We start from the raw sequence: 24,956 nt of genomic DNA on the forward strand, positions 1-24,956 counted from the left end.
AAACTTGCTGCTGTGACACAGCGTACTCGATGTTCTGTTGTGATTGGTGCAGGTGGTGCCTCGGTACGGTCTTGCGGTGGTGCTGGTGACCCCAACGGGATTCGAACCCGTGCTGCCGCCGTGAAAGGGCGGTGTCCTAGGCCACTAAACGATGGGGCCGTGTCCGAGGACGTCATAGCAACCGATCACAGAGCATACGGATGATCGCGGGCAAATGCAAAACGAGGGCGACGCGGATCGACGCGCGCGCCTCCTCGTCCCCCGTCCTGGTCACGCGACTCGCCCGCCACTCCGTCGCGATTGCCCGGCGATCGCGCGAGCGGAGGCTAGTTTCAAGTCGTTCTTGAGAGTTCGGGCCCACCCCCGGGTCGGCCCGCCCGTCGTCACCGCCCCGCGGTGCTGTACGGGACCGCCCGCCGGGGTTACCGTGTCCAGCACGGCGACCACCGGCCCCACGGACTCGACGCCGTCACGACGAATCGGACCCACTCGATGACCACCACCCGCCGACCCGGTCGAGCCCGCCTGGCGAGCCTCACGTCGGGTCCCCTCGCGCCGTCGTCGCGACTCGCCCGCGTCGTCGTCTCGATCGCCGCCGCGTCCCTGTTGCTCACCGCAGGCGTCGTCGGACTGCCCACGTCGTCGGCCCACGCCGCCTCCTACCCCTCGTGGGAAGACGTCCAGAAGGCCCGGGGCGACGAGACCGCGAAACAGGCCGAGATCACCAATCTCGAGGGCATCCTCACCCAGATGCAGGCGGACCTCGACGCCAAGAACGCCGAGGCCGAGAAGCGCGGCGACGAGCTGCAGAAGGCCCAGTCCGCGTACGACGACGCCCAGTACAAGACCACGCAGCTGCAGTCGCAAGCCGACGCCGCCGACAAGGTGGCCGCTGCCAGCGAAGAGCGTGCGGGTCAGCTGGCCGCCCAGCTCGGTCGCTCCGGTGGCACGAACGGCGTGAGCGGCAGCCTGATCGCCGACCCGGGCGAGGCCGGGCAGTTGCTCTACAAGCTCGGCGCGATGAGCAAGCTCACCGAGCAGGCCGACGGCATCTACTCGCAGGCCACCCAGGACCGCAACACCGCGCAGGGGCTGAGCGACCAGGCCGCCGTCGCCGAGGCCGCCCTCGCCGTGCTGGCCGACACGGCGCAGAAGGCCCTGGCCGACGCGAACGACGCCGCCCAGGCCGCGAGCGACGCCCTCGCCGCGCAGCAGGAGAACCAGGCGCGGCTCCAGGCCCAGCTCGAGACCCTCAAGACCAACGTCGACCACACCGAAGCCGAGTACCAGAAGGGCGTCGAGGAGTCCCGCGCCGCCGCGGCCGCCGCAGCGGCGGCGACCAACGGCACGGCGCTCGGGGTCGTCTCGCCCCAGGGCTGGACGCGCCCCGCCGGCGGCAACATCTCGAGCGGCTTCGGCATGCGCGTCAACCCGGTGACGCACGCGTACATCCTGCACGCGGGCACCGACCTCGCCGCGGGCTGCAACTCGCCGATCTACGCGGCGACCGCGGGCGTCGTCACCTACGCCGGCTGGTACGGCGGCTACGGCAACTTCGTGCTGATCGACCACGGCAACGGCGTCACGACCGGCTACGGCCACCAGCCGAACGGCGGCATCATGGTCAGCGTCGGCCAGGCGGTCGGCACCGGCCAGCAGATCGGTCACGTCGGCTCGACCGGCAACTCGACCGGGTGCCACCTGCACTTCGAGACCCGGGTCGGCGGCGTCGCGCAGAACCCGCAGCCGTTCATGGCCGACCGCGGCATCCGCCTGTAGGCGCCGTCCGCGCCCGGCGGGACGACGAAGGGCCCGACACCATGCGGTGTCGGGCCCTTCGTCGTGCCGGGGTGCGGGAGGTCAGTGCCCCTCGTCGGCCAGCTTCGTGATGCCGGCCTCGACGATGGCCTCGGCCTCGGCGGCGTCGCCCCAGCCCTCGGTCTTGACCCACTTGCCGGGCTCGAGATCCTTGTAGTGCTCGAAGAAGTGCTCGATCTCTTTGCGGAGGTACTCGGGCACGTCGGTGACGTCCTGGATGTGCTCCCAGCGCGGGTCCTTCGCGGGGACGGCGATGACCTTGGCGTCGCTGCCGCCGTCGTCGGTCATGTTGAAGACGCCGACCGGACGCACCTTGACGCCCACGCCCGGGAAGAGCGGGTAGTCGAGCAGCACGAGCACGTCGACGGGGTCGCCGTCGAGGCCCAGCGTGTTCTCGAAGAAGCCGTAGTCGGTCGGGTAGACGAACCCGGTGAACAGGACGCGGTCGAGGTAGACGCGACCGGTCTCGTGGTCGACCTCGTACTTGTTGCGGCTGCCTTTGGGGATCTCGATCACGGCGTCGTACGCGGCCATGGGTGTGCTCCTTGCGATGCGTCGTTGGGGGTCCGACCCGACGGGTCGGCGGTGTCGCTAACGTTACAAGATGCCCGACAGACCCCGCCTGACCCCCGCGACGGCCGACGTCCGACGTGCCGTGCGCGCCTCCTTGTCCGGTCACGACGAGGGCGACCTGGTGCTGGTCGCCCTGAGCGGCGGACCCGACTCGCTCGCGCTCGCGGCGGGTCTCGCCTTCGAGGCGCCGCGTGCGCGGTTGCGCGCCGGGGCGGTCGTCGTCGACCACGACCTGCAGGGTGACTCACGCACCGTCGCCGCGCGCGCGGCCGATCAAGCGCGCGGCCTCGGGCTCGATCCCGTCGTCGTGGTGCGGGTCTCGGTGGGCACCGAGGGCGGCCCCGAGGCGGCGGCCCGCACGGCTCGTTACGAGGCGCTCTCGTCCGTCGCCGCCGAGCAGGGCGCCCGCACCGTGCTGCTCGGCCACACCCGAGACGACCAGGCCGAGACGGTGCTGCTCGGCCTCACCCGCGGCAGCGGTGCGACGAGCCTGAGCGGGATGGAGGCGCGCTCGGGCCTCTACGCCCGTCCCCTGTTGGCCGTCGGTCGCTCGACCACCGCGGCGGCGTGCACCGACGCCGGCCTCGAAGCCTGGGCCGATCCGCACAACGACGACCCCACGTTCACGCGGGTGCGACTGCGGCAGACCGTCCTGCCGATGCTCGAGCGCGAGCTGGGCCCGGGCATCACCGAGGCGCTCGCGCGCACGGCGGACGCCTTGCGCGAGGACTCCTCCGCCCTCGACCACTTCGCCGACGAACTGGCCGAAGAGCTCGCCGACCACGCCGAGGCGGGCATCTCGCTCGACGTCCGCGGGCTCGCCGCGAACCCGGCGGCCTTGCGTCAGCGGCTGATCCGGCTCGCGGTGCAGAGCGAGTTCGGCGTCTCGCTCAGCCGCGTCCAGACCCTCGAGGTCGCCCGGCTGGTGACCGACTGGCACGGGCAGGGGGCGGTGTCGCTGCCGGGCATTACAGTGGAACGCACCGGAGGCGCGCTGCACTTCTCGGCGACCGGCGCCTCCTGAGATCCCCCCCTCGGCACCCCACGACCCCAGGAGCACGACACCACCATGGAACTCAGCGACATCGAGGCCGACCTGACCAGCGTGCTCTACACCGAAGAGCAGATCCACGCCAAGATCGCCGAGGTCGCGCGGCAGGTCGAGGCCGACTACGCCGGCCGCGAGCCGCTGCTGGTGGGCGTGCTCAAGGGCGCCGTCATGGTCATGGCCGATTTCTCGCGCGAGCTCAAGCTGGCCTCGGCGATGGACTGGATGGCCGTCTCGTCGTACGGCTCGGGCACCAAGTCGTCGGGCGTCGTGCGCATCCTCAAAGACCTCGACAGCGACCTGCACGGCCGCGACGTCATCATCGTCGAGGACATCATCGACTCGGGCCTGACGCTGTCGTGGCTGCTCGAGAACCTGCAGAAGCGCGGGGCCGCGTCGGTCGAGATCTTCGCGCTCTTCCGCAAGCCGGCCGCCGCCAAGGTCGCGGTCGACGTCAAGTACGTCGGCTTCGAGATCCCCAACGACTTCGTCATCGGCTATGGCCTCGACTACGACGAGAAGTACCGCAACCTGCGCGGTGTCGGGGTGCTCGCCCCGCACGTCTACAGCTAGCGGTCCGTGCGCCGACCGGGCGGATCAAGCCCTCGGCGAACACCCATCCAGGGCATAGCAGCCCCGATGTACCCTTTTGCTCACGTTCTTCCTGCAGAAAGGTGTCGGGCGTCGCCCGTACTGACATGGACTTCAAGAAACTCTTCCGCGGTCCGATCATCTACATCGTGATCGCGGTCATCGGCATCGGCATCGGGTGGAGCCTCATCAGCGGGGCGGGCACGACCCAGATCTCGACCCAGAAGGGCCTCGAGGCGATCCAGACCGACAAGGTCAAGTCGGCGACGATCTTCAGCAACGAGCAGCGGGTCGACCTCGTCCTCAAAGACGGCGACAAGGCCGAGCAGTTCTACTACGCGACGCCGCGTGGCTCCGAGGTCGTCGACGCCGTCAACGACGCGAACCTCGAGAACTTCGACGACACCGTCACGCAGACCAGCTGGTTCATGTCGCTGCTCAGCATCCTGCTGCCGTTCCTGATCATCGGCGTCATCTTCTGGTTCCTGCTCTCGTCCATGCAGGGCGGCGGCAGCAAGGTCATGCAGTTCGGCAAGTCCAAGGCCAAGCTGGCGTCCAAAGAGACGCCGCAGGTCATGTTCACCGACGTCGCCGGGGCCGACGAGGCGATCGAAGAGCTCGAAGAGATCAAAGAGTTCCTCAAAGAGCCGGCCAAGTTCCAGGCCGTCGGCGCCCGCATCCCCAAGGGCGTGCTGCTCTACGGCCCTCCCGGCACCGGCAAGACCCTGCTCGCCCGCGCCGTCGCCGGCGAGGCCGGCGTCCCCTTCTTCTCGATCTCGGGGTCGGACTTCGTCGAGATGTTCGTCGGCGTGGGCGCCAGCCGCGTCCGCGACCTCTTCGAGCAGGCCAAGCAGAACAGCCCGGCGATCATCTTCGTCGACGAGATCGACGCCGTCGGTCGTCACCGCGGCGCCGGCATCGGCGGCGGCAACGACGAGCGCGAGCAGACCCTCAACCAGCTGCTGGTCGAGATGGACGGCTTCGACGTCAAGACCAACGTCATCCTGATCGCCGCGACCAACCGTCCCGACGTGCTCGACCCGGCCCTGCTGCGCCCCGGCCGTTTCGACCGCCAGATCGGCGTCGACGCTCCCGGCCTCGACGGTCGCAAGCAGATCCTCGAGGTGCACGGCAAGGGCAAGCCCCTCGCCGCCTCGGTCAACCTCGAGGTGCTGGCTCGCAAGACGCCCGGCTTCACCGGTGCCGACCTGGCCAACGTCCTCAACGAGGCCGCCCTGCTGACGGCGCGCTCGAACGCGCAGCTGATCGACAACCGCGCCCTGGACGAGGCGGTCGACCGCGTCATGGCCGGCCCGCAGCGCCGCAGCCGCATCATGAACGACCACGAGAAGCTCATCACCGCGTACCACGAGGGTGGACACGCCCTCGCCGCCGCGGCGATGCGCCACACCGACCCCGTGACCAAGATCACGATCCTGCCCCGCGGTCGCGCCCTGGGCTACACGATGGTCCTCCCTCTCGAAGACAAGTACTCGGTCACCCGCAACGAGCTGCTCGACCAGCTCACGTACGCCATGGGCGGCCGTGTCGCCGAAGAGCTCGTCTTCCACGACCCGACCACCGGGGCCTCGAACGACATCGAGAAGGCCACGGCGACCGCCCGCAAGATGGTCACCGAGTACGGCATGAGCAACAAGGTCGGTTCGGTCAAGCTCGGCCAGGCGTCGGGCGAGATGATGATGGGCCGCGACGGCAGCTCGCGCGACTACTCCGAGAACATCGCCGAGACGGTCGACGCCGAGGTGCGTGTCCTGCTCGAGCAGGCGCACGACGAGGCGTGGGAGGTCATCAACGACAACCGCGACGTGCTCGACTTCCTCGCCCGTGAGCTGCTCGAGAAAGAGACCCTCGACCACGACGAGCTCGCCGAGATCTTCAAGGACGTCCGCAAGCTCCCCGAGCGTCCCCAGTGGCTCTCGAGCGACAAGCGTCCGGTGTCGGACCGTCCGGCCATCCCCATGCCGACGAAGTCGCCCGTCGATGCCGAAGCCGTCGACGGGGGCGTCGACTCCGAGCCGACGACCAAGCCGGCCCGCACGCGCCCGCCCCGCACGACGCCCGGCATCGCCACGGCCTGACGCACGATCGGCCCGACCGGCTGCGCCGAGGCGCAGCCGGTCGCTAGCCTGAGGGCTCGTCCCGAGCACCGAACGGAGGTACCGCTTCGTGACCGACCCGTCCAGCGGCACCCCCGCCGCATCCGGTGACGACGTCCGCCCGACTGCGGCGGCCCGAGAGGGCCGTGGCGCACCCTCGAAGCGGCCTCGCGGTCGTGAACGCTACCCGGCCGACGTCGTGGTCGACGCGCCACCCGCCTCGGCCCGGGCGGCCGCCGGCGGGCTCGCCGCGGGCCCGATCACGCAGGGACGACTCGTCCTCGCGCAGAACGAGACCGCGGCCGTTCGACCCCCGGCCCAGTTGCCGCCCGTCACGCACACCCCGGCGACGACCCCCGCGACCAGCCTCCCCTCCGAGGCATCGGCTGCCGCGCAGCCGCCCGCCGTGGCTGCCGCCGGCCGCTCGACCACGGGCGACCTCGCCCCCGCCGAGACCGCCGAGACCGCGGCTCCCGCTCCCCGCTCGGGTCGTCGGCTGGTGGCCGGTGGCCGGTTCGAGGGGCCGCTGCACGAGCGGTCGTTCGACGACGCCGACCCCGTGCTCAAGGCCCGGCCACGACCCGAGCGGCAGCGCAGCGGTTCGCACGCGGCACCCGCGGTGCGTGATCGGGTCGCGACCGGCCCGGGGTCGCACGCCGCGCCTCCTGAACCGGTCCTCCGACGGTCGCGCGACCGGTCCAGCGCCCGGCGGCCGGGCCCGGCCGTCATGGGCGTGCTCAACGTCACGCCCGACTCGTTCAGCGACGGCGGTCGTCATCTCGACCTCGACGCCGCTCTGGCCCACGCTCGCGCCCTCGTCTCGCGGGGGGCCGACATCGTCGACGTCGGCGGGGAGTCGACCCGGCCCGGTGCCGTCCGCGTCGAGCCCGCCGACGAGCTCCGTCGGGTGCTGCCGGTCGTCCGCGAACTGGCGTCCGAAGGGGTGCGCGTCAGCATCGACACGATGAACGCCTCGACGGCAGCGGCCGCGCTCGAGGCCGGTGCCGAGATCGTCAACGACGTGTCGGGCGGTCTCGCCGACGTCGACATGGCCCGCGTCGCCGCCGAGAGCGGCCGCACCTTCGTGGTCATGCACTGGCGCGGTCGGCTCGACGGCTCCGGTCACGCACCCGCCGCCGCGGCGCGCGACTACGACGGCGACGTCGTCGGCACCGTGGCCGACGAGCTCGCCGCGCGCGTGGACGACCTCGTGGCCCGGGGCGTGGACCCGTCGACGATCGTGCTCGACCCGGGACTCGGGTTCTCGAAGGACGCCCTGCAGAACTGGCAGCTGCTCGCCCACCTCGACGTCCTCGGACGGCTCGGACTGCCCGTGCTCGTCGCCGCGTCACGGAAGCGGTTCCTGGCCGACCTCCTGCCCGAGGGTGCGCCGCCCGTCGACCGCGACCCCGCGACCGCCGTGATCAGCGTGCTGGCGGCGCAGGCCGACGTGTGGGGCGCGCGCGTCCACGACGTCGCCGGCACCCGGGCCGCCCTCGACGTGCTGCAAGCGTGGACCGAAGCCGCCGCGGCTCCCCGACGACCGGCGAGGCACGCGTGAGCGGCGGCGAGCCCGGCCCCGTCGGCACGACCGGTCCGGCCGACGTGCCGGTCCTCCGCGCCCGCGGCCTCGACGTGCTGCGTCTCAGCGGCGTGCGGGCGACCGGCCACCACGGCGTCTTCGACCACGAGCGCCGCGACGGGCAGGAGTTCGTCGTCGACGTCGTCGTGCACCTGGACACCACGCCCGCGGCGTCCGGCGACGACCTCGGCGAGACGGTGCACTACGGCGTGCTGGCCGAAGAGCTCGTGGCCGCCGTCGAACGAGACCCGGTCGACCTGATCGAGACCCTCGCCGAGCGCCTCGCCGGCGTCGTGCTCGCACACCGAGCGGCCGTCGCCACCGAGGTGACCGTGCACAAGCCGGGGGCCCCCATCACCGTGCCGTTCGGCGACGTGTCGATCACGATCAGCCGGGAGCGAGCATGAGCGGGGCGAGCGTGAGCGGGCCGAGCGTCCGCCGGGCGGTGATCGCCCTCGGCTCGAACCTCGGCGACCGCGACACCCTGCTGCGTGACGCCGTCCGGGCCGTCGACGCGACGCCCGGCATCACGGTGGTCGCCGCGTCCGCCCCCGTGTCGTCGACCGCCGTCACGCTCGACGGCCTCGATCCGAGCAAGCCGACCTACCTCAACGCCGTGCTGCTCGCCGACGTCACGCTCGACGACGACGCCCTGCTCGACGCGCTGCAGGCGATCGAAGCCACGCACGGGCGCACCCGCGACGTCCGGTGGGGTGACCGGACACTCGACCTCGACGTCGTCGCCCTCGACGACGAGTGCATCGACACCGAGCGCCTCCAGGTGCCGCACCCCCGAGCCGCCGAACGCGCCTTCGTGCTCGAGCCCTGGCTCCAGCTGGACCCGGAGGCGCGGCTCACCGGAGCAGGGCGGGTCGCCGACCTCGCGTCGCGGCTCACCGAGCGCACGAGGCCCGTGGCGGGGGCGACCTCGCTGCTCGACCGGGCGCCCGCGTCGGACGCCTCGTCCGCCCCCGATGCCGACCTCGTTCACGACATCGCCCCCGACCTCGTCACCGACCGCAGCCCAGGAGCCCCGTGAAGCACACCCGCCCCTCCACCCTGGTCGGCCTGATCATCGTGGCCGTGGCCGCCGGCTTCGTCCTCGACTCGGTGCTGGTCGCCATGCGTCAGCCGTCGATCGTGCTGCCCGTCGCGCTCGGCCTCGTGCTGCTCGGCATCGGCGGTGTCGTCGTCTCGATGGCCGTCCCCGTGCACCGCGTGGCGACCGGGTCCAGCAAGGAGCGCGTCGACCCGTACTACGCGACGCGCGTGCTGCTGTTGGCCAAGGCGAGCAGCCTGGCCGGCGCCCTGTTCGGCGGCTTCGCCGGGGGAGTCCTGCTGTTCGTCCTCTCCCGTGGCGTGGGGGTCGCTGTAGGCTCGCTCGTGCCCGCGATCGTCGCCGTCGTCGGCGGTGCGGGACTGCTCGTGGCCGGCATCGTCGCCGAACGCATGTGCACCGTCCCGCCCGCCGACGACGAGAACGGTCAGGGCCCGGGCACGCAAGCGGTCTGACCGCCCGCAGCCCGACCGCCGTAGCACGACGAGACCGTCACTCGACGAGACCGTCGCACGACACGACCGCCACACGACATCGCTGCCGCACGACACGGACGCCGACCGGAAGAGACGCCGACATGGACCGACTCGACATCCCCGACGCGGAGTGGACCCGCGTCTCGCCCCGGTACGTCTGGCCCGAGCTGATCGGCTACCTCGTCACCGGGCTGATCGTGGCCGGTGCCACCGTGCCGCTCTGGCTGATCGGCGAGTGGTGGGGCTACGCGATCACCGCCGTCGTGGTCGTCGTCACCGTGATCGTGGCCGCCCTGACCCCGCGACGCGTCCGGGCGATCGGTTACCAGCTGCGCGAGGACGACCTGCTGCTGCGCAAGGGCATCCTGTACCTGCGGGTCGTCGCCGTGCCCTACGGGCGCATGCAGCTCATCGACATCAACCGGGGCCCGGTCGTCCGGGCGCTCGGTCTCAGCGACCTCAAGTTCGTCACCGCGGCCGCCGCGTCGGCCGTGACGATCCCGGGCGTCCCCGCCGACGAGGCCGAGCGGCTGCGCGACCGCCTGGTCGAGCTGGCCGAATCGCGGCGGGCCGGCCTGTGAGCGACCCCCGCACCGGAGCGGACGGGGGCGGGGGCCGACCCGCGCCTCCGGACGTCGCCGCCCTCACCGACGGCGAGTGGCACCGCCTGCACCCGGCCACCCCGCTGCTCAAGGGCGGTATCGCGCTGGCCGCGGTGCTCGTCATCCTGTTCAACAACGCGCGCGAGTACGTCGTCGAGCTGTTCGTGCCCGGCGGCAGGCGGGGCGACGACGGCGACCCGTTCGGCTACGTCGTCGACCAGGGCTGGCTGGGCCTGCTGCTGCTGGCCGTGGTCGTGGTCATCGCCCTGTTCGTCGGCGGGTTCTGGCTGTCGTGGCGCATGCACACCTTCCGGGTCGGCGACGACGTGGTCGAGGTTCGCAGCGGCATCGTGTTCCGCACCAACCGGCGGGCACGGCTCGACCGCATCCAGGGCATCAACATCCAGCGTCCGCTGCTCGCCCGCGTCTTCGGTGCCGCCAAGCTCGAGGTCAACCAGGCCGGGCAGGACGCCAACGTCAACCTCGCCTACCTGCGCTCGGCGTCGGCGGACGACCTGCGCCGCGAGATCCTGCGGCGAGCGGGCGGGGCGCAGCAGCCGCACGCGCCGGCACCGAGCGCGGCCGGCGCGCCGGACGATGCGACGGCCGACGGCACGGGCGGTGCGACCCACGCCGCCGCGGTCGCCGGGACCGCGACCCCAGCAGCTCCCGGGCACCCCGACGCCCAGGCCCCCCACCGGCAGGGCTTCGGCGGCCTCGTCGAGCAGCGCGCGAACGAGTTCCTCGCGCCCGAGCTCGACCCCGACGAGGCGCCGCCGCAGTCGGTCGTGGCCCTCTCGCCCGGTCGCCTGATCGGCTCGACCGTCCTGAGTGGTTACACGCTCTTCCTGCTGGCCGCCGTCGTGGCGATCGTGATCAGCGTGGTCACGACGGGCGAGTGGTTCCTGCTCTTCGTGCTGCTGCCGGCCGTGCTCGGGTCGGGCGGGTTCTACGTCAACCGCATCACGAAGTCGCTGCGCTACACGATCGCCGGCACGCGCGACGGGGTCCGCATCGGCTACGGCCTGTTCTCGACCTCGAACGAGACGCTGCCGCCCGGCCGCATCCACTCGGTCAAGGTCAGCCAACCGCTGCTCTGGCGCCCGTTCGGCTGGTGGGACGTCAAGATCAACCGCGCCTCGCGCTCGAGCACCAAGGGCGCCGCCGGGCAAGAGAACACGACGATCCTGCCGGTCGGCGACGAGGACGACGTCCGCCGCGTCCTCGAACTCGTCCTGCCCGAGCTGGTCGGCGTGGCCGCCGTGGGCGTCGCCACCGAGGAGGCGCGGGCCGGGTCGAGCGCGCCGGCCGACGACCCCGAGGCGGGTGCCTCCGCGACCGGCGAGGCCGTGCCTCATGCCGTCGGGTTCCCGACGCTCGGGGACGCGGCGCTCGGGGACGCGACGTCCACGACCGGCGAGGCCGCGCCTCCTGCCGTCCGCGACGCCGTCGAGGCGACGACCGAGCACACCCTCTCGCTCGTCGAGGGCGGGTTGAGGTCGAGCGGAACCGACGGCGGCTTCACCGTGTCGCCGCGGCGGGCCGCGGTGCTGCGTTGGTTCTCGTGGCGGCGCAACGGGTTCCGGTCGGCACCGGGCGCGCTGCTGCTGCGCAAGGGCGCGATCTGGCGTCAGCTCGTCATCGTGCCGCTGCCCCGGGTGCAGAGCGTCGGCCTCGTGCAGGGTCCGCTGCGCCGGCGGTTGCGGCTCGCGACCGTGCACCTGCACACCGTCCAGGGGCCGATCGTGGCCGAGATCGGCGCGCTCGACCAGGACGACGCCCTCGGCTTCTTCACGACCGCCGGCCGCGAGGCGGTCGCCGCCGCCCACGCCGACCGCACCCATCGCTGGAGCGAGGAGACCCCGTGACCGACCCCCTCGACCCCCGCGGCACCCCGCGCGGCTCCGACCGCCGCAGCGGCCGCCTGGGCGTGGGCATCGTCGGTGCCGGCCGGGTGGGGCCCGTGCTGGGTGCCGCACTCGCCGCCGCGGGTCACGCCGTCGTCGGCATCTCGGCCGTGTCCGAGCGCAGCCGCGACCGGGCCGAGGCGATCCTGCCGGGCGTGCCCGTGCTGACCGTGCCCGAGATCGTCGAGCGCAGCGAGCTCGTGCTGCTCGCCGTCCCCGACGACCAGCTCGCCGACCTCGTGCAGGGCCTGGCCGCGACGGGCACCTGGCAGCCCGGCCAGCTCGTCGTCCACACGTCGCCCCGTCACGGGCTCGAGGTGCTGCGGCCCGCCCTCTCGTCGGGGGCGATCCCGTTGGCGATCCACCCGGCCCTCGCCTTCACGGGCACGACCATCGACCTCGTCCGGCTGCGTGACGCCTGGTGTGCCGTCACCGCGCCCACCCCCGTGCAACCGATCGGGCAGGCGCTCGTCGTCGAGATGGGTGCCGAGCCCGTCATCGTGGCGGAGGCCGACCGGGCCCGCTACGCCGAGGCGATCGCGACGGCGACCGAGTTCTCGGCCGCGATCGTCGCGCAGTCGGTCGGACTGCTGACCGAGCTGGGCCTGCCCGAGCCCGGCCGCCTGCTGGCGCCGCTGATGCGGTCGGCCATGGACGCCGCCCTCGGCGAGCCCGGCGGCGCGGTCGGCCCCGGTACCATCGACATGGCCTCGTTCGACGACGGCCCCACCGCGTTCGGTGACCCGCGCGCCTGACCCGGCCCGCGCCTCCCGCCCCCTCCACCACCCCAGGAGCACCTGACACATGACCGCCGCGCCCGACCCGACCACCACCCCCGACGACGACGCGGCCACCGCCGCGCGCGAGGCGTCGGAGCAGAAGCAGGTGCGGCTCGACAAGCGCGCCCGCCTGCTCGAGGCCGGCGTCGAGGCGTACCCGGTAGGGGTGCCGATCACCGACACGATCGGTGCGGTCCGCGCCCGGTACGCCGAGCTCGAGACCGACAGCCGATCGGGTGACGTCGTCGGGCTCGCCGGCCGCGTCGTGCACGCCCGCAACACCGGCAAGCTCTGCTTCGCCGCGCTGCAGGCAGGTGACGGCAGCCGCATCCAGGCCATGGTCTCGCTCGCCGAGGTGGGCGAGCAGCGCCTCGCCGACTGGAAAGAGCTGGTCGACCTGGGCGACCACGTCTTCGTGAAGGGCGAGGTCATCTCGTCGCGTCGCGGCGAGCTGTCGATCATGGTCAGCGAGTGGTCCATCGCGGCCAAGGCGATCCTGCCGCTGCCGAACCTGCACTCCGAGCTCAGCGAAGAGACGCGCGTGCGCCAGCGCTACCTCGACCTGATCGTGCGCGACCAGGCCCGCGCCACCGTCCGCGCCCGGGCCGCCGCGGTCTCGTCGCTGCGCCGCACCTTCGACTCGTACGAGTACCTCGAGGTCGAGACGCCCATGCTGCAGACGATGCACGGGGGCGCCGCGGCCCGACCGTTCCAGACGCACAGCAACGCGTTCGACACCGAGCTGTACCTGCGCATCGCCCCCGAGCTGTTCCTCAAGCGGGCCGTCGTCGGCGGCATCGACCGCGTCTTCGAGATCAACCGCAACTTCCGCAACGAGGGCGCCGACTCGACGCACTCGCCCGAGTTCGCGATGGTCGAGGCGTACCAGGCCTACGGCGACTACGACCAGATGGCGCGACTCACGCAAGAGCTCGTGCAGAACGCCGCCATGGCCGTCTCCGGCTCGCACCTCGTCACCCTCGCCGACGGCACCGAGTACGACCTCGGCGGCGAGTGGGCCCGCGTGCCGATGTACGAGTCGCTCAGCGAGGCCTCGGGCGTCGAGATCACGCCGTCGACCACGGTGGCCGACCTGCAGGCGCTCGCCGCCACCGTCGACCTGGTCGTGCCGCACGAGACCCACGGCAAGCTGGTCGAAGAGCTCTGGGAGCACTTCGTCAAGCCGTCGCTCGACCGCCCGACCTTCGTGGTCGACTTCCCGGTCGACACGAGCCCGCTCGTCCGCCAGCACCGCTCGAAGCCCGGCGTCGTCGAGAAGTGGGACCTCTACGTCCGCGGATTCGAGCTCGCCACGGCGTACTCCGAGTTGGTCGACCCCGTCATCCAGCGTGAGCGCTTCGTCGAGCAGGCCGCCCTCTCGGCCCGCGGCGACGCCGAGGCCATGCGCCTCGACGACGACTTCCTCACCGCGCTCGAGCACGGCATGCCGCCGAGCGGCGGCATGGGCATGGGCATCGACCGCCTGCTGATGGCCATCACGGGCCTCGGCATCCGCGAGACGATCCTCTTCCCGCTCGTCAAGTAGCGCTCGCGGGTCGAGCTCCTGAGGGAGCTCGCGCTCGCGCGTCGGGTGCAGGAGGCGCGGTGCCGGTCGGGCACCGCGCCTCCGTCGTCTCGTCGTCGAGAGGTGCACGTGGTTTTCCCCGGGAGGGCGACGTACCCTGGTCGGGTGCCTGAGTCCCTTGCCGGAGCCATCGTCTTCTCCCTGACGCCCACCATCCTCGTGGGCCTCATCTTCTGGTTCATCGTCCGGGCACTGCTGCGCTCCGACCGCACCGAGCGGGCCGCCTACGCCAAGGTCGAGGCCGAAGAGCGCGCCAAGGCCGAGGCCGAGGAGCGCGCCGAGTCGCGTGACCTGGCCGATCGTGCCGGCCGGGCCGACGGCGCTGCCCGGGCCGATCGCACGGGCCGCACCGCGGTCTAGTCCCGCTCCTTCCCGCTGCCGGGTGCGTCGTCGACGCGCGCGTCCTCGGGTCACGGCACCGCGCCTCCCGGGCTCGCGGTACCGTTCGTCGTACCCCGACAGATCTGCCGCCGACTTTCCGGTGAGCAACCTGAGAATGTGTACCCCCGCCGTGCTAGCACCCGCCTATACCCGTTCCGGGCTGCTGTCAAACGTCGTTCGTCTTCGTACCCCGTGGGCGTCGAAACTCTGGACGTGCGCTCCGAGAACTGCCGCAAGGGCCTGCCCCAGCTTTTGGCGCCCCGGTGCCGCACGCCAGACTTTGAGTACGCCGACGAGCTTCACGAACTAATCGACGCGACACCAGGTCAGTACTCGAGCAGGGAGAGAACGATGACGACCACTTCCGTCACCACGCGCAACACCACCACAGCGACCGACGACACCGAGGTCGAGGTCCTGTCGCAGGTCCGAGGGGCCTCCACCGACCAGGTCGGCGACTACCTCCGCCACATCGGTCGCATGCCGCTGCTCGACGCAGCCGAAGAGACCGAGATCGCCCGCCGCATCGAGGTCGGCCTGTTCGCCGGCGAGAAGCTCAAGGAGCTGCAGGCGGCCGACGCGGTCAAGAAGAACCGCACCAAGGCCCACGCCGAGATGCTCCGTGACCTCCGCTGGCTGCAGCACGACGGCGAGCGTGCGAAGGACCGCATGATCACCGCGAACCTCCGCCTCGTCGTCAGCATCGCCAAGCGCTACACGCAGCGCGGCCTGCCCTTCATGGACGTCATCCAGGAGGGCAACCTCGGGCTCGTCCGCGCCGTCGAGAAGTTCGACTACACGCAGGGCTACAAGTTCTCGACCTACGCCACCTGGTGGATCCGTCAGGCCATCGCCCGCGGCCTCGCCGACAAGGCCCGTGCCATCCGAATCCCGGTGCACACGGTCGAGCGCATCAACCGCATCTCGCGTGCCGAGCGTGACCTGACCGTCGACCTGGGCCGTGCGCCCACCGTCGACGAGGTCGCCGAAGAGGTCGCCATGGAGGTCGCCGACCTCATCGAGCTCAAGTCGCGTTCGCACGAGCCGGTGTCGATCCACACCGTCGTCGGCGATGCAGAAGACAGCGAGCTGGGCGACTTCATCGAGGACGAAGAGACCCCGTCGCCCACGCAGGCCACCGAGAGTTCGCTGCTCAACCGTGACATGCACGCCCTCGTGGCGACGCTGCCCGAGGACGAAGCGCGCGTGATCCGCATGCGCTTCGGCCTCGACGACGACCAGCCGATGACCCTCGACGAGATCTCGAAGCGCGTCCACTCGTCGCGCCAGGCGGTCTCGCGCGTCGAGAGCCGCGCCCGCCTCCGCATGTTCGCGAAGGCCGTCAGCCAGGACCTCCAGCTCTACCTGCAGTAGGTCGTCGGCGGCTCGGCCGCCGCACCACGCACCACGCGAGGGCCGTCGCCCCGGGTACCACCCAGGCGGCGGCCCTTCGTCGTGCCCGGGCTCCTCGCGTCTCGCGGCGGCCCCCCCGCTTACCGGTCGTGCGTGGTCTCTCGCACCGCGCCTCCTCGGCCTCGGACCCTCAAATGGGCAGAAGATGCTCTTCCGGGGTCGCCCAGCAGCATCTTCTGCCCACTCGTCGTGGATCGGTCGTGCCAGCCGGGGCCCAGTCCTGCCGAGTGGGCAGAAAGTGCTATTCGGCGGGCACGGAGCAGCACCTCCTGCCCTCTCGGGCGGTGGGTCGTCTGGTCCCCAGGGCCGGTGTGCTCGCACCTGTCCCGAGGCGACGACATCAGGAGGCGCGGGCCGCGTCCCAGCGGTCAGTCTCGATGGATGCCGCGCATCGTCGTCCCCCTTCCGCTTGCCGATCGCCCCTTCGCCGTCGACGAGGCTCGCCGTGCAGGTCTCGGAGTCGGGCGTCTTCGGGGTGCCGACCTCGAGGCTCCGCACCGTGGCGTCCGGCGCCTCGTCGGCCTGGGCTCCGACCCGCACGACCCGCACGACCCGCACGACCCGCACGACCCGTACGACCCGCAGTCCGCCCTGTCGGCGAGTGCCCGGGCGTTGCTTCCGGTGATGCTCGACGACTGGCGTTTCTCGCGGGTGACGGCCCTGGGTCTCTGGGGGCTCCCGGTGCCGTGGCGGGTCCGCGACGGCAGAGAACCCCTGCACGTCAGCGCGACCGACGGACGGGGTCCACGTCGGCCGGGCGTCGTGACGCACCGGGTGCGGTCGTCCCTCGACGTCCAGGGTGTGACGAGTGCGGGTGCGGCATCGACCGGGCCAGCTCGTCCCAGGTTGCTGGTCGACGGTCTGCCGATCGACGATCCTGTCGTCGCCTGGGTGGAGAGCGGGTCTCTGGTGACGGTCGACGACCTCGTCCGTGCCGGCGATGCGCTCCTCGGCTCCTGGTCAAAGCACGACGTGGCGCGGGAGCGCACCATCGACGAACTCCGACGCGCGGTGGCGTCTGCCCGGGGTCGACGTGGTGTGGGCCGTGTGCGCGAGGCCCTCGAGCTGGCGCGACCCGGGGTCGAGTCGCCGAAGGAGACCGAGCTCCGCCTCCTCCTGACCCGGGCGGGCCTCCCCGAACCCGAGATCAACGTGCGCACGTACGACCAGAGTGGGCGTTACCTCGGCAAGCCCGATCTCCGGTACGCGTGGTGCAAGCTCGCCGTCGAGTACGAGGGCGACGAACACCGCCGCGATCCCCGGAGGTTCCGCACCGACATCCTCCGCCGCGAGCGTTTTGCCGACGCCGGGTGGCGGACCGTCCGATGCACGGACGACGACCTGCGCGGACGCCAGGCCGACGAGCTCGTCGCCCGCGTCCGATGCTTGTTGTCGTGAGGTGCGTCGCGCCCCGCGCCCGCGCGTCACACGCCCCGCGCCCCGCGCATCACGTACCGCGGCGATCGAGTGGTCTCGAATCGTTCCTCACGCGCGGACGAGCAACGATTCGGGACCACTCGACCGGCGGTGGATCGCGAGGACGACCGTCGACAGGGGAGGCGCGGGGCGGTACCGTGAGCGGACCGGGGCCACGAGGTGGCCGGGCCACGAGAGGTTCCACGAGAGGGGTGATGAGCATGACTGCCGTCAACGCACACCACGCGTACCCCACTCACCCCGAGACCCTTCGCCCGTAGCGACAGCCGCGCGACGCTCGTCGCGCCCGCCGGGCCGGTCTCACGCCTCCCCTGGAGCACAGCTTGACCTTCTCCGACGATTTCGTCGTACCCACCTTCTCGGCCGTCGACCCCGACCCCGACGCCGACCAGCGCTGGTCCACCTGGCCGGCCGCCACCCCCACCGAACGCGGGCCCCGGCCCTGGCCCGCCTGGGTCGTCACCTCCGCCGCGGCGATCGACACCGAGCTCGGCGTCGTCAAGAGCGGCAAGGAGGCCGACGTCCACCTGATCGATCGAGCCGTGCCGGCGGACGTCGTGTTGCGCGCCGGTGACGGAGCCCGCGCCTCCTTGCTGGCCGCGAAGCGGTACCGCGGTCCCGAGCAGAGCGACTTCCACCGCTCGTCCGAGTACCGCGAGGGTCGGCGCGTCCGCAACACCCGCGACGGCCGGGCGATGGCGCGCGGCTCGACGCACGGTCGCCGGGTGCAGGCCGGGCTCTGGGCCGCAGCCGAGTTCGACGCGCTCTGCCGCATGCACTCGCTCGGTGTCGCCGTGCCGTACCCGGTGCAGATCAGCGGCACCGAGATCCTGATGGAGTTCGTCGGGCACGGAACCGAGGCCGCCCCCCGTCTCGCCCAGGTCAAAGACGACGGCGCCGCGCTGTGGCCGTTGTTCGAGCAGGTGCACGAGATCGTGCTCGGCTTCGCCCGGGCCGGCTTCGCGCACGGGGACCTCTCGCCGTACAACCTGCTCGTCCACGACGGACGGGTCGTCGCCATCGACGTCCCCCAACTCGTCGACGTCGCGAGCAACCCGACCGGCGTCGACCTGCTCGAACGCGACTGCCGCAACGTCTGCGCCTGGTTCGCCCGACGCGGGTTCGTGCGTGACCCCGAGCAGGTCTTCGCCGAGGCGCTGGGCGAGGTGTACTAGCCGGCGCCGGGCGGCGCGACGGGGGCAGACCGCAGGAGGCGCGGTGCGCGACCACCGCGCACCGCGCCTCCTGCGGGCGGTCGCGTCAGTGCACGGGGCTGATGCCGGTGACGGCGGTGTCGTCGTCGTGGGCGACACCGGCGATGCCGCCGGCGCGTTCGGCGCGCTCGCGGAAGCGGGCCCGGACGTCGGTCGGGACGAGCTCGAGCAGCTGGTCTTCTCGGAGCGGCAGGTCGAGCAGGCTGAGCTTGAGGCGGCCCTTGCGACCGTGCCGGTCGGCGTCGAGTCGGATCACCTGGCCCGCGTCGCGCCTCAGCACGAGGCGGATGACGCAGCCCTCGCTGACGTCGGCGACGACGCGGCCGTCGACCTCGAGCGCCGCCGAGTGCGTGCCGTCGCCGATCTCGAACCGCAGCTGCTCGCGCGGGCCGAGGACGACCGAGCGGTCGATGCCCGACATCGGCGCCACCGGGGTGACCACGACGGCGGCGATCGCGGGCGACAGGATCGGCCCGCCCGCGGCGTAGTTGTAGGCGGTCGACCCGGCGGGCGTCGCCGCGACGATCGCGTCGGCCTTGTAGTAGCCGTAGGGCGTCTCGTCGAGCACGAGGTCGGCCGAGACGACGCCCTCGCCCGGGCGGCGAGCAACCGAGGCGTCGTTGAAGGCCAGGTAGGTGTTCTCGAAGCCGGTCGTCGAGTGCGTGACCTCGAGGGCGTGGTGCGGTTCGAGCGAGAACTGCTTCTGCCCGACACGGTCGAGCGCCTCGGGCAGTTCGTGCGGCTCGACCTCGACCAGGAAACCCACGTTGCCGTAGTTGACGCCGAGCACGGGCACGGGTCGTTCGGCGACGAGCCGCATGGCGCCGAGCATCGTGCCGTCGCCGCCGAGGGCCACCACGACGGTGACGCGCTCGCGGAAGGTGCGCTCGTCGACCAGTTCGACGCCGTCGCCGACCCGGGCCGCGTCGGAGGTCATGGCGACGAGGTGCGCCTGTGAGCGGGTCGTCCAACCGCGGATGATCTCGACGCTGTCGAGCACCGACTTCGTGGGGTGCGGAACGAGGCCGACCGTGAACTTGCCCATGGACGCGAGGCTAGCTGCTACCCCTGTCAGCCCGCCTGCGCACTGCTCTATGCCCCCAGCGAACAGGGGCAGATTAAGCCCCGAGGCCTGGTTACTCTCTCTGTAAACCGGTGCCGAACCCTGCGGGCGCCAGATGCACATTCGGTGGCGACAACCACCCCGCCACCTAGGGAGCAAAGAAGATGTTCGAGAGATTCACCGACCGTGCCCGTCGCGTCGTCGTCCTCGCCCAAGAAGAGGCGAAGATGCTCAACCACAACTACATCGGCACCGAGCACATCCTGCTCGGCCTGATCCACGAGGGTGAAGGCGTCGCCGCCAAGGCCCTCGAGTCGCTGGGCATCTCGCTCGACGCCGTGCGCGAGCAGGTGCAAGACATCATCGGCCAGGGCCAGCAGCAGCCGACCGGCCACATCCCCTTCACGCCTCGGGCGAAGAAGGTCCTCGAGCTGAGCCTGCGCGAGGCGCTGCAGCTCGGCCACAACTACATCGGCACCGAGCACATCCTGCTCGGCCTCATCCGCGAGGGTGAAGGCGTCGCCGCCCAGGTGCTCGTGAAGCTCGGCGCAGACCTCAACCGGGTCCGCCAGCAAGTCATCCAGCTCCTCTCCGGCTACCAGGGGAAAGAGGCGGTGGCCGTGGGCGGCGAACAGACCCAGGGCGCGCAGGGCGGCAGCCAGGTGCTCGACCAGTTCGGTCGCAACCTGACGCAGGCCGCGCGCGACAACAAGCTCGACCCGGTCATCGGGCGCGAGAAAGAGATGGAGCGGGTCATGCAGATCCTCTCCCGTCGCTCGAAGAACAACCCCGTGCTGATCGGTGAGCCCGGCGTCGGCAAGACCGCCGTCGTCGAGGGCCTGGCCCAGGCGATCGTCAAGGGCGAGGTCCCCGAGACCCTGAAGGACAAGCAGCTCTACTCGCTCGACCTCGGCTCGCTCATCGCCGGCAGCCGCTACCGCGGTGACTTCGAAGAGCGCCTGAAGAAGGTCACCAAAGAGATCCGCACGCGCGGCGACATCATCGTCTTCATCGACGAGATCCACACCCTCGTGGGTGCGGGTGCCGCCGAAGGTGCCATCGACGCCGCGTCGATCCTCAAGCCGCTGCTCGCCCGTGGCGAGCTGCAGACCATCGGTGCGACCACGCTCGACGAGTACCGCAAGCACTTCGAGAAGGACGCCGCGCTCGAGCGCCGCTTCCAGCCCGTCCAGGTCAACGAGCCCTCGTTGCCCCACGCGATCAACATCCTCAAGGGGCTGCGCGACAAGTACGAGGCCTTCCACAAGGTGTCCATCACCGACGGCGCCATCGTCGCGGCGGCGAACCTCGCCGACCGCTACGTCAGCGACCGCTTCCTGCCCGACAAGGCCATCGACCTGATCGACGAGGCCGGCGCCCGCCTGCGTCTGTCGATCCTGTCCGCACCGCCCGAGCTGCGCGAGTTCGACGAGCGCATCGCCGGCGTCCGCGGTCAGAAAGAGGGCGCGATCGAGGACCAGGACTTCGAGAAGGCCGCCTCGCTGCGCGACGAAGAGAAGAAGCTGCTCGGTGAGCGTCTCCGTCTCGAGAAGACGTGGCGTTCGGGCGAGGCCGGTGCCGGCGGTACCGTCGACGAGGGCATCATCGCCGAGGTGCTGGCCCAGGCCACGGGCATCCCGGTCTTCAAGCTCACCGAAGAAGAGACCTCGCGTCTCGTCTTCATGGAGAAGGCACTGCACCAGCGCGTCATCGGTCAGGAGCAGGCCATCGCGGCCCTCTCGAAGACCATCCGCCGCACGCGTGCCGGCCTGAAGGACCCCAAGCGTCCCTCCGGTTCGTTCATCTTCGCCGGGCCCACGGGCGTCGGCAAGACCGAGCTGGCCAAGGCGCTCGCCGAGTTCCTGTTCGACGACGAGGGCGCGCTGATCTCGCTCGACATGTCCGAATACGGCGAGAAGCACACCGTCTCGCGTCTGTTCGGTGCCCCTCCCGGGTTCGTCGGCTTCGAAGAGGGCGGGCAGCTGACCGAGAAGGTCCGCCGCAAGCCGTTCTCCGTGGTGCTGTTCGACGAGATCGAGAAGGCCCACCCCGACATCTTCAACTCGCTGTTGCAGGTGCTCGAAGAGGGTCGTCTCACCGACGGTCAGGGTCGTGTCGTCGACTTCAAGAACACGGTCATCATCATGACGACCAACCTCGGCACGAAAGACATCACGGGCGGCCCCGTGGGCTTCCAGATCGAGGGCGACACGGCGACCTCCTACGAGCGCATGCGCTCGAAGGTCACCGAAGAGCTCAAGAAGCACTTCAAGCCCGAGTTCCTGAACCGCGTCGACGAGACCATCGTGTTCCCGCAGCTCAACCAAGAAGAGCTGCTCCAGATCGTCGACCTGTTCATCAAGCGCCTGTCCGACCGTCTGCTCGACCGCGACATGACGGCCGTGCTCTCGCAGTCCGCGAAAGAGAAGCTCATCGAGATCGGGTTCGACCCGTCGCTCGGTGCGCGGCCGCTGCGTCGTGCGATCCAGCACGAGGTCGAGGACCGTCTCTCGGAGCGCATCCTGCAGGGTGAGCTCAACGCGGGCGACCACGTCCAGGTCGACTTCGTCGACGGAGAGTTCACCTTCGCCACCTCGCGTCAGCCGGGTCGCGAAGAGGTCCTCGTGGGCGACGCCCCCGAGATCGAGAGCTAGGCGCGACACCAGCACGACAGCAACACCGAAGGAGGCGCGGGTCGCCTTCGACGCCCGGGGCGGTCTTCCACGAAGGAGGCCGCCCTTCGGCTTACCCGGGGCCGGGTCGCGACCGCGTCGCTAGGCTGGGCGGCGGCCCGCGCCTCCTCGGGTCGTGGTCTTCGAGGGAGTCCCATGTCAGACGCGGCAGACGCGCGCACCGGTGCCGACGGGTTCGGCGGCGCCGACCGGCTCGGCGGTGCGGACCGACACGGCATCACGGTGCGGAACGCGGTCGTGAGCGACGTGCCGCACATCCAGCGGCTGTGCGAGCCGTTCGTGCAGAAGCGCATCCTGCTCGGCAAGGACCTCGTGACGCTGTACGGCGACGTCCAGGAGTTCCAGATCGCGGTCGGGCCCGACGGGGTGCCGATCGGCTGCGGCGCGCTGCACGTCATGTGGGACGACCTGGCCGAGGTGCGCACGCTCGCCCTCGACGCCGCGTGGATCCGCAAGGGGGTCGGCCACCGCCTCCTCGAGTCGCTCGAAGGGGCGGCCCGGAAGCTCGAGATCGGGCGGCTGTTCTGCCTGACGTTCGAGGTCGACTTCTTCGAGAAGCACGGCTACCTCAACGTGGGCGACGAGGGGCTCGTGCCGCCGGACGTCTACGGCGAGCTCGTCCGCTCGACCGACGAAGGTGTCGCGGAGTTCCTCGACCTGGCTCGGGTCAAGCCGAACACGTTGGGCAACTCGCGCATGCTGAAGGCGCTGCCCGCGGTCTGAGGTCGATCTGGGCTCGGCCGGTGGCTTTTCGCTCGCTCGATCGAGTGGGCAGAAGGTGCTGCAGGTCTCGGGTCGGGGAGCATGTTCTGCCCACTCGACCCGCGCCTCCTGGGGTCTGGCGCTAGCCGAGGGCCTTGAGGAGGTCCTCGGGGTTGGCGGCCATGGTGTGCGGGCCGGCGATGTCGAAGAAGACCTGCTCGATGACGTCGAGGTGGGCCTCGAGGAAGGCGCGCAACGAGAGCGCGTCGTAGAGCATGACCTGGCGGTCGGGGTCGTCGGGGACCATCGCGGCGTAGGTGTCGTCCGACGAGAAGAGCAACAGGATGCGCTTGTCGGTGTTCTCGCGGCCGAAGACGCGGACCTGGTCGCCTTCGTCGGGGAGGACTCCGTCGTCGGGGCCGCCGCTCGAGGGGGCGTCGGTCGGGTCGGTCGGCAGCACGAGCTTCGGCACCACGACGACGTCGTGACGCAGGGCGAAGGCGACGGCGGCGGCGTCCTGGGCGGCGAGGGCCAGCTCGAGCGACTCGGAGCGGAAGGTGCCGTTTCGGTCGGCCGGGTCGACGGGCTCGCGGGGGGCGACGGGCTCGGAGGAGGGGGTGGCTGCGTTCACGGGTGGGTCACTGTCAGTTGAGGATCATCTGGGCGGTGTCGGCGGAGGTGATGTCGCCGACCGAGACGGCGAGGCGGTAGGTCGCGCCGCCGGCGGTGACGGGTTCGCGCGAGGTCGACTCGCAGGTGTCGGCGGACGAGCGCGTGCGGTCCCAGGCGATGGGGGGAGTGCTGAGGGTCTGGCCGGCGGTGAGCGTGACGACCTGGTTGGTGCCGTTGACCTGGCAGTCCTTCGACGACCAGTACTGCTCTTCGCCGCTCGTGATGACGAGCGTCTGCTGCGCGGAGCCGAGGTCGATCGAGCAGTCCGCGCGGCCCGAGTTGGTGATCGACATCGAGATCTGCGGCAGTTCGGTCGCGGCGTAGCTCGTCTTGTCGGTGACGGGCTTCAGTTCGATGTCGCGGGTCGAGCAGGTCGCGGCGTCGGAGGCGCCCTCGGTCGAGGTGTCGGCCGGGTCGGTGGTGGCGTCGGCTGCGGGGGCGGTCTCGGTGGGGGCCGGTTCGGTGGGCGCAGGGTCGGCCGGGGGTGCGGAGGTCGTCGCTGCGGCGCCGGGTTCTGCCGAGCCGGACCCGGGACGGACGACGATCAACACGATGATGACCACGACCGCGATCAGACCGAGCGCGAGCACCGCGCGACGACGCCAGTAGACCGAGGGCGGTTGCGGCCCGACCGGGTTCTTGAACGTCGACATGGGCACAGGTTAAGGGCCGGTCAGGGGGTTGGCGGGGACCAGCGCGGCGTGTGGGCTGAGAATCCCCGTTGAGCGCGGTACAGGTGTCGGGTCGGGGCCGTGGCGGGACGTACCCCGGTGCGGGGGAAGTCGCGGCGGTTGTGGTGCTCGGGTGGTGCTCGGGTGGTCGCGAGGAGGAGGCCAAGTGGGCAGAAGGTGCTCCTCGTGTGCAGGGGAGCAGCATGTTCTCCCCACTCGCGCCCTGGTCTCGCGCGGGCCGGGCCGGCGCGTTCAACTCTGGTTGCGGAGGCGCGGGTCGAGTGGTCGCAGATCGTCCTTCGGGCGCGTCGGAAAGACGGTTCGGGACCACTCGACGGGTGGTGCTCGTGAGCGCGGGGGTGCAGGTGCTGGTGCTGGTGCGGCCGTCGAGTGGGCAGAAGGTGCTCGTCGGGTACGAGGGAGGAGCATCTTCTGCCCACTCGCTCCCGGTGTCGGCCGTGCGGGACCGTGTGGGACCGTGCGCCCGCCCGCCCGCCCGCCCGCCCGCCCGCCCGGCCGCCCGCCCGCCCGCCCGGCCCGGCTCAGCCCGGCCCGGCCCGGCCCGGCCCGGCCCG

General features: G+C 71.3%; 22 protein-coding genes and 1 tRNA gene. 18 read left to right on the forward strand and 5 right to left on the reverse strand.

Annotated elements, in window-relative coordinates:
• Positions 1 to 83: 83 nt before the first annotated feature.
• Positions 84 to 159 (reverse strand) — tRNA-Glu (locus SJY14_RS02195).
• 333 nt (positions 160 to 492) lie between these two features.
• Here SJY14_RS02195 and SJY14_RS02200 point away from each other — a divergent pair.
• Positions 493 to 1,779, forward strand: a complete 1,287-nt coding sequence (locus SJY14_RS02200) for a peptidoglycan DD-metalloendopeptidase family protein (RefSeq protein WP_396599658.1) — start codon at positions 493 to 495, stop codon at positions 1,777 to 1,779.
• A gap of 81 nt (positions 1,780 to 1,860) precedes the next feature.
• Here SJY14_RS02200 and ppa read toward each other — a convergent pair whose 3' ends face one another.
• Entirely contained in the window at positions 1,861 to 2,352 is a 492-nt protein-coding gene (gene ppa / locus SJY14_RS02205; RefSeq protein ID WP_043593233.1) for an inorganic diphosphatase, read from the reverse strand.
• Positions 2,353 to 2,422: 70 nt separating this feature from the next.
• On the opposite strand from ppa, the gene tilS reads away from it, so the two are divergent.
• The 15 genes from tilS to SJY14_RS02280 all read left to right on the forward strand — a co-directional run bounded on the left by tilS (position 2,423) and on the right by SJY14_RS02280 (position 18,541).
• Positions 2,423 to 3,415 carry a tRNA lysidine(34) synthetase TilS gene (gene tilS / locus SJY14_RS02210; protein ID WP_071256017.1) on the forward strand — a complete coding sequence of 331 codons (993 nt, stop codon included), beginning with the start codon at positions 2,423 to 2,425 and terminating at the stop codon, positions 3,413 to 3,415.
• A 45-nt stretch (positions 3,416 to 3,460) separates the two neighbouring features.
• Complete coding sequence (hpt, locus tag SJY14_RS02215) at positions 3,461 to 4,012, forward strand: hypoxanthine phosphoribosyltransferase (RefSeq protein WP_056044086.1); 552 nt, start codon at positions 3,461 to 3,463, stop codon at positions 4,010 to 4,012.
• Between the two features lie 125 nt (positions 4,013 to 4,137).
• On the forward strand, positions 4,138 to 6,129 hold the full coding sequence (gene ftsH / locus SJY14_RS02220; protein WP_054145023.1) for an ATP-dependent zinc metalloprotease FtsH: 1,992 nt from the start codon (positions 4,138 to 4,140) through the stop codon (positions 6,127 to 6,129).
• A 745-nt stretch (positions 6,130 to 6,874) separates the two neighbouring features.
• Entirely contained in the window at positions 6,875 to 7,708 is an 834-nt protein-coding gene (folP, locus tag SJY14_RS02225; protein ID WP_396600242.1) for a dihydropteroate synthase, read from the forward strand.
• Positions 7,705 to 8,136 (forward strand): dihydroneopterin aldolase, encoded by a 432-nt coding sequence (gene folB / locus SJY14_RS02230; protein ID WP_396599659.1) that lies wholly within the window; start codon positions 7,705 to 7,707, stop codon positions 8,134 to 8,136. Before folP ends, folB begins: the two co-directional genes overlap by 4 nt.
• The gene (folK, locus tag SJY14_RS02235; protein WP_071256019.1) at positions 8,133 to 8,768 is read left to right on the forward strand and encodes a 2-amino-4-hydroxy-6-hydroxymethyldihydropteridine diphosphokinase; all 636 of its coding nucleotides are present in this window, start codon (positions 8,133 to 8,135) and stop codon (positions 8,766 to 8,768) included. Before folB ends, folK begins: the two co-directional genes overlap by 4 nt.
• Positions 8,765 to 9,241, forward strand: a complete 477-nt coding sequence (locus SJY14_RS02240; RefSeq protein ID WP_071256020.1) for a DUF3180 domain-containing protein — start codon at positions 8,765 to 8,767, stop codon at positions 9,239 to 9,241. The genes folK and SJY14_RS02240 overlap by 4 nt, the downstream gene beginning before the upstream one ends.
• Before the next feature lie 122 nt (positions 9,242 to 9,363).
• On the forward strand, positions 9,364 to 9,843 hold the full coding sequence (locus tag SJY14_RS02245) for a PH domain-containing protein (protein WP_071256023.1): 480 nt from the start codon (positions 9,364 to 9,366) through the stop codon (positions 9,841 to 9,843).
• Entirely contained in the window at positions 9,840 to 11,732 is a 1,893-nt protein-coding gene (locus SJY14_RS02250) for a PH domain-containing protein (protein ID WP_396599660.1), read from the forward strand. The genes SJY14_RS02245 and SJY14_RS02250 overlap by 4 nt, the downstream gene beginning before the upstream one ends.
• On the forward strand, positions 11,729 to 12,526 hold the full coding sequence (locus SJY14_RS02255) for a Rossmann-like and DUF2520 domain-containing protein (RefSeq protein WP_396599661.1): 798 nt from the start codon (positions 11,729 to 11,731) through the stop codon (positions 12,524 to 12,526). The genes SJY14_RS02250 and SJY14_RS02255 overlap by 4 nt, the downstream gene beginning before the upstream one ends.
• A gap of 49 nt (positions 12,527 to 12,575) precedes the next feature.
• The gene (lysS, locus tag SJY14_RS02260; RefSeq protein ID WP_396599662.1) at positions 12,576 to 14,096 is read left to right on the forward strand and encodes a lysine--tRNA ligase; all 1,521 of its coding nucleotides are present in this window, start codon (positions 12,576 to 12,578) and stop codon (positions 14,094 to 14,096) included.
• Between the two features lie 144 nt (positions 14,097 to 14,240).
• Positions 14,241 to 14,495 (forward strand): hypothetical protein, encoded by a 255-nt coding sequence (locus SJY14_RS02265; RefSeq protein ID WP_071256027.1) that lies wholly within the window; start codon positions 14,241 to 14,243, stop codon positions 14,493 to 14,495.
• A gap of 372 nt (positions 14,496 to 14,867) precedes the next feature.
• Complete coding sequence (locus tag SJY14_RS02270; RefSeq protein WP_054145811.1) at positions 14,868 to 15,890, forward strand: sigma-70 family RNA polymerase sigma factor; 1,023 nt, start codon at positions 14,868 to 14,870, stop codon at positions 15,888 to 15,890.
• A gap of 420 nt (positions 15,891 to 16,310) precedes the next feature.
• The gene (locus tag SJY14_RS02275; protein WP_396599663.1) at positions 16,311 to 17,327 is read left to right on the forward strand and encodes a hypothetical protein; all 1,017 of its coding nucleotides are present in this window, start codon (positions 16,311 to 16,313) and stop codon (positions 17,325 to 17,327) included.
• 362 nt (positions 17,328 to 17,689) lie between these two features.
• Positions 17,690 to 18,541 (forward strand): serine protein kinase RIO, encoded by an 852-nt coding sequence (locus SJY14_RS02280; RefSeq protein WP_396599664.1) that lies wholly within the window; start codon positions 17,690 to 17,692, stop codon positions 18,539 to 18,541.
• Positions 18,542 to 18,626: 85 nt separating this feature from the next.
• Here the strand turns inward: SJY14_RS02280 and SJY14_RS02285 are convergent, their stop codons facing one another.
• Entirely contained in the window at positions 18,627 to 19,625 is a 999-nt protein-coding gene (locus SJY14_RS02285) for an NAD(+)/NADH kinase (RefSeq protein ID WP_071256031.1), read from the reverse strand.
• Positions 19,626 to 19,807: 182 nt separating this feature from the next.
• On the opposite strand from SJY14_RS02285, the gene SJY14_RS02290 reads away from it, so the two are divergent.
• Both SJY14_RS02290 and SJY14_RS02295 read left to right on the forward strand, forming a co-directional pair.
• Positions 19,808 to 22,297, forward strand: a complete 2,490-nt coding sequence (locus tag SJY14_RS02290; RefSeq protein ID WP_055975577.1) for an ATP-dependent Clp protease ATP-binding subunit — start codon at positions 19,808 to 19,810, stop codon at positions 22,295 to 22,297.
• 174 nt (positions 22,298 to 22,471) lie between these two features.
• Entirely contained in the window at positions 22,472 to 23,059 is a 588-nt protein-coding gene (locus SJY14_RS02295; RefSeq protein WP_083396325.1) for an amino-acid N-acetyltransferase, read from the forward strand.
• A gap of 121 nt (positions 23,060 to 23,180) precedes the next feature.
• On the opposite strand, the gene SJY14_RS02300 is transcribed toward SJY14_RS02295, so the two are convergent.
• The gene (locus tag SJY14_RS02300; protein ID WP_255364242.1) at positions 23,181 to 23,669 is read right to left on the reverse strand and encodes a dehydrogenase; all 489 of its coding nucleotides are present in this window, start codon (positions 23,667 to 23,669) and stop codon (positions 23,181 to 23,183) included.
• A gap of 13 nt (positions 23,670 to 23,682) precedes the next feature.
• Complete coding sequence (locus tag SJY14_RS02305; RefSeq protein ID WP_071256033.1) at positions 23,683 to 24,363, reverse strand: hypothetical protein; 681 nt, start codon at positions 24,361 to 24,363, stop codon at positions 23,683 to 23,685.
• Between the last annotated feature and the right edge of the window lie 593 nt (positions 24,364 to 24,956).

Source organism: Frigoribacterium sp. R86507 (assembly GCF_044597695.1).
Lineage (GTDB): Bacteria > Actinomycetota > Actinomycetes > Actinomycetales > Microbacteriaceae > Frigoribacterium.

What these genes read in the sequence shown, in the direction of transcription:
- SJY14_RS02200 (WP_396599658.1), top strand. Translation starts at nt 493, where the DNA reads ATGACCACCACCCGCCGACCCGGTCGAGCCCGCCTGGCGAGCCTCACG.
- ppa (WP_043593233.1), bottom strand. Translation starts at nt 2,352, where the DNA reads ATGGCCGCGTACGACGCCGTGATCGAGATCCCCAAAGGCAGCCGCAAC.
- tilS (WP_071256017.1), top strand. Translation starts at nt 2,423, where the DNA reads ATGCCCGACAGACCCCGCCTGACCCCCGCGACGGCCGACGTCCGACGT.
- hpt (WP_056044086.1), top strand. Translation starts at nt 3,461, where the DNA reads ATGGAACTCAGCGACATCGAGGCCGACCTGACCAGCGTGCTCTACACC.
- ftsH (WP_054145023.1), top strand. Translation starts at nt 4,138, where the DNA reads ATGGACTTCAAGAAACTCTTCCGCGGTCCGATCATCTACATCGTGATC.
- folP (WP_396600242.1), top strand. Translation starts at nt 6,875, where the DNA reads ATGGGCGTGCTCAACGTCACGCCCGACTCGTTCAGCGACGGCGGTCGT.
- folK (WP_071256019.1), top strand. Translation starts at nt 8,133, where the DNA reads ATGAGCGGGGCGAGCGTGAGCGGGCCGAGCGTCCGCCGGGCGGTGATC.
- SJY14_RS02245 (WP_071256023.1), top strand. Translation starts at nt 9,364, where the DNA reads ATGGACCGACTCGACATCCCCGACGCGGAGTGGACCCGCGTCTCGCCC.
- lysS (WP_396599662.1), top strand. Translation starts at nt 12,576, where the DNA reads ATGACCGCCGCGCCCGACCCGACCACCACCCCCGACGACGACGCGGCC.
- SJY14_RS02270 (WP_054145811.1), top strand. Translation starts at nt 14,868, where the DNA reads ATGACGACCACTTCCGTCACCACGCGCAACACCACCACAGCGACCGAC.
- SJY14_RS02275 (WP_396599663.1), top strand. Translation starts at nt 16,311, where the DNA reads ATGCCGCGCATCGTCGTCCCCCTTCCGCTTGCCGATCGCCCCTTCGCC.
- SJY14_RS02285 (WP_071256031.1), bottom strand. Translation starts at nt 19,625, where the DNA reads ATGGGCAAGTTCACGGTCGGCCTCGTTCCGCACCCCACGAAGTCGGTG.
- SJY14_RS02290 (WP_055975577.1), top strand. Translation starts at nt 19,808, where the DNA reads ATGTTCGAGAGATTCACCGACCGTGCCCGTCGCGTCGTCGTCCTCGCC.
- SJY14_RS02295 (WP_083396325.1), top strand. Translation starts at nt 22,472, where the DNA reads ATGTCAGACGCGGCAGACGCGCGCACCGGTGCCGACGGGTTCGGCGGC.
- SJY14_RS02305 (WP_071256033.1), bottom strand. Translation starts at nt 24,363, where the DNA reads ATGTCGACGTTCAAGAACCCGGTCGGGCCGCAACCGCCCTCGGTCTAC.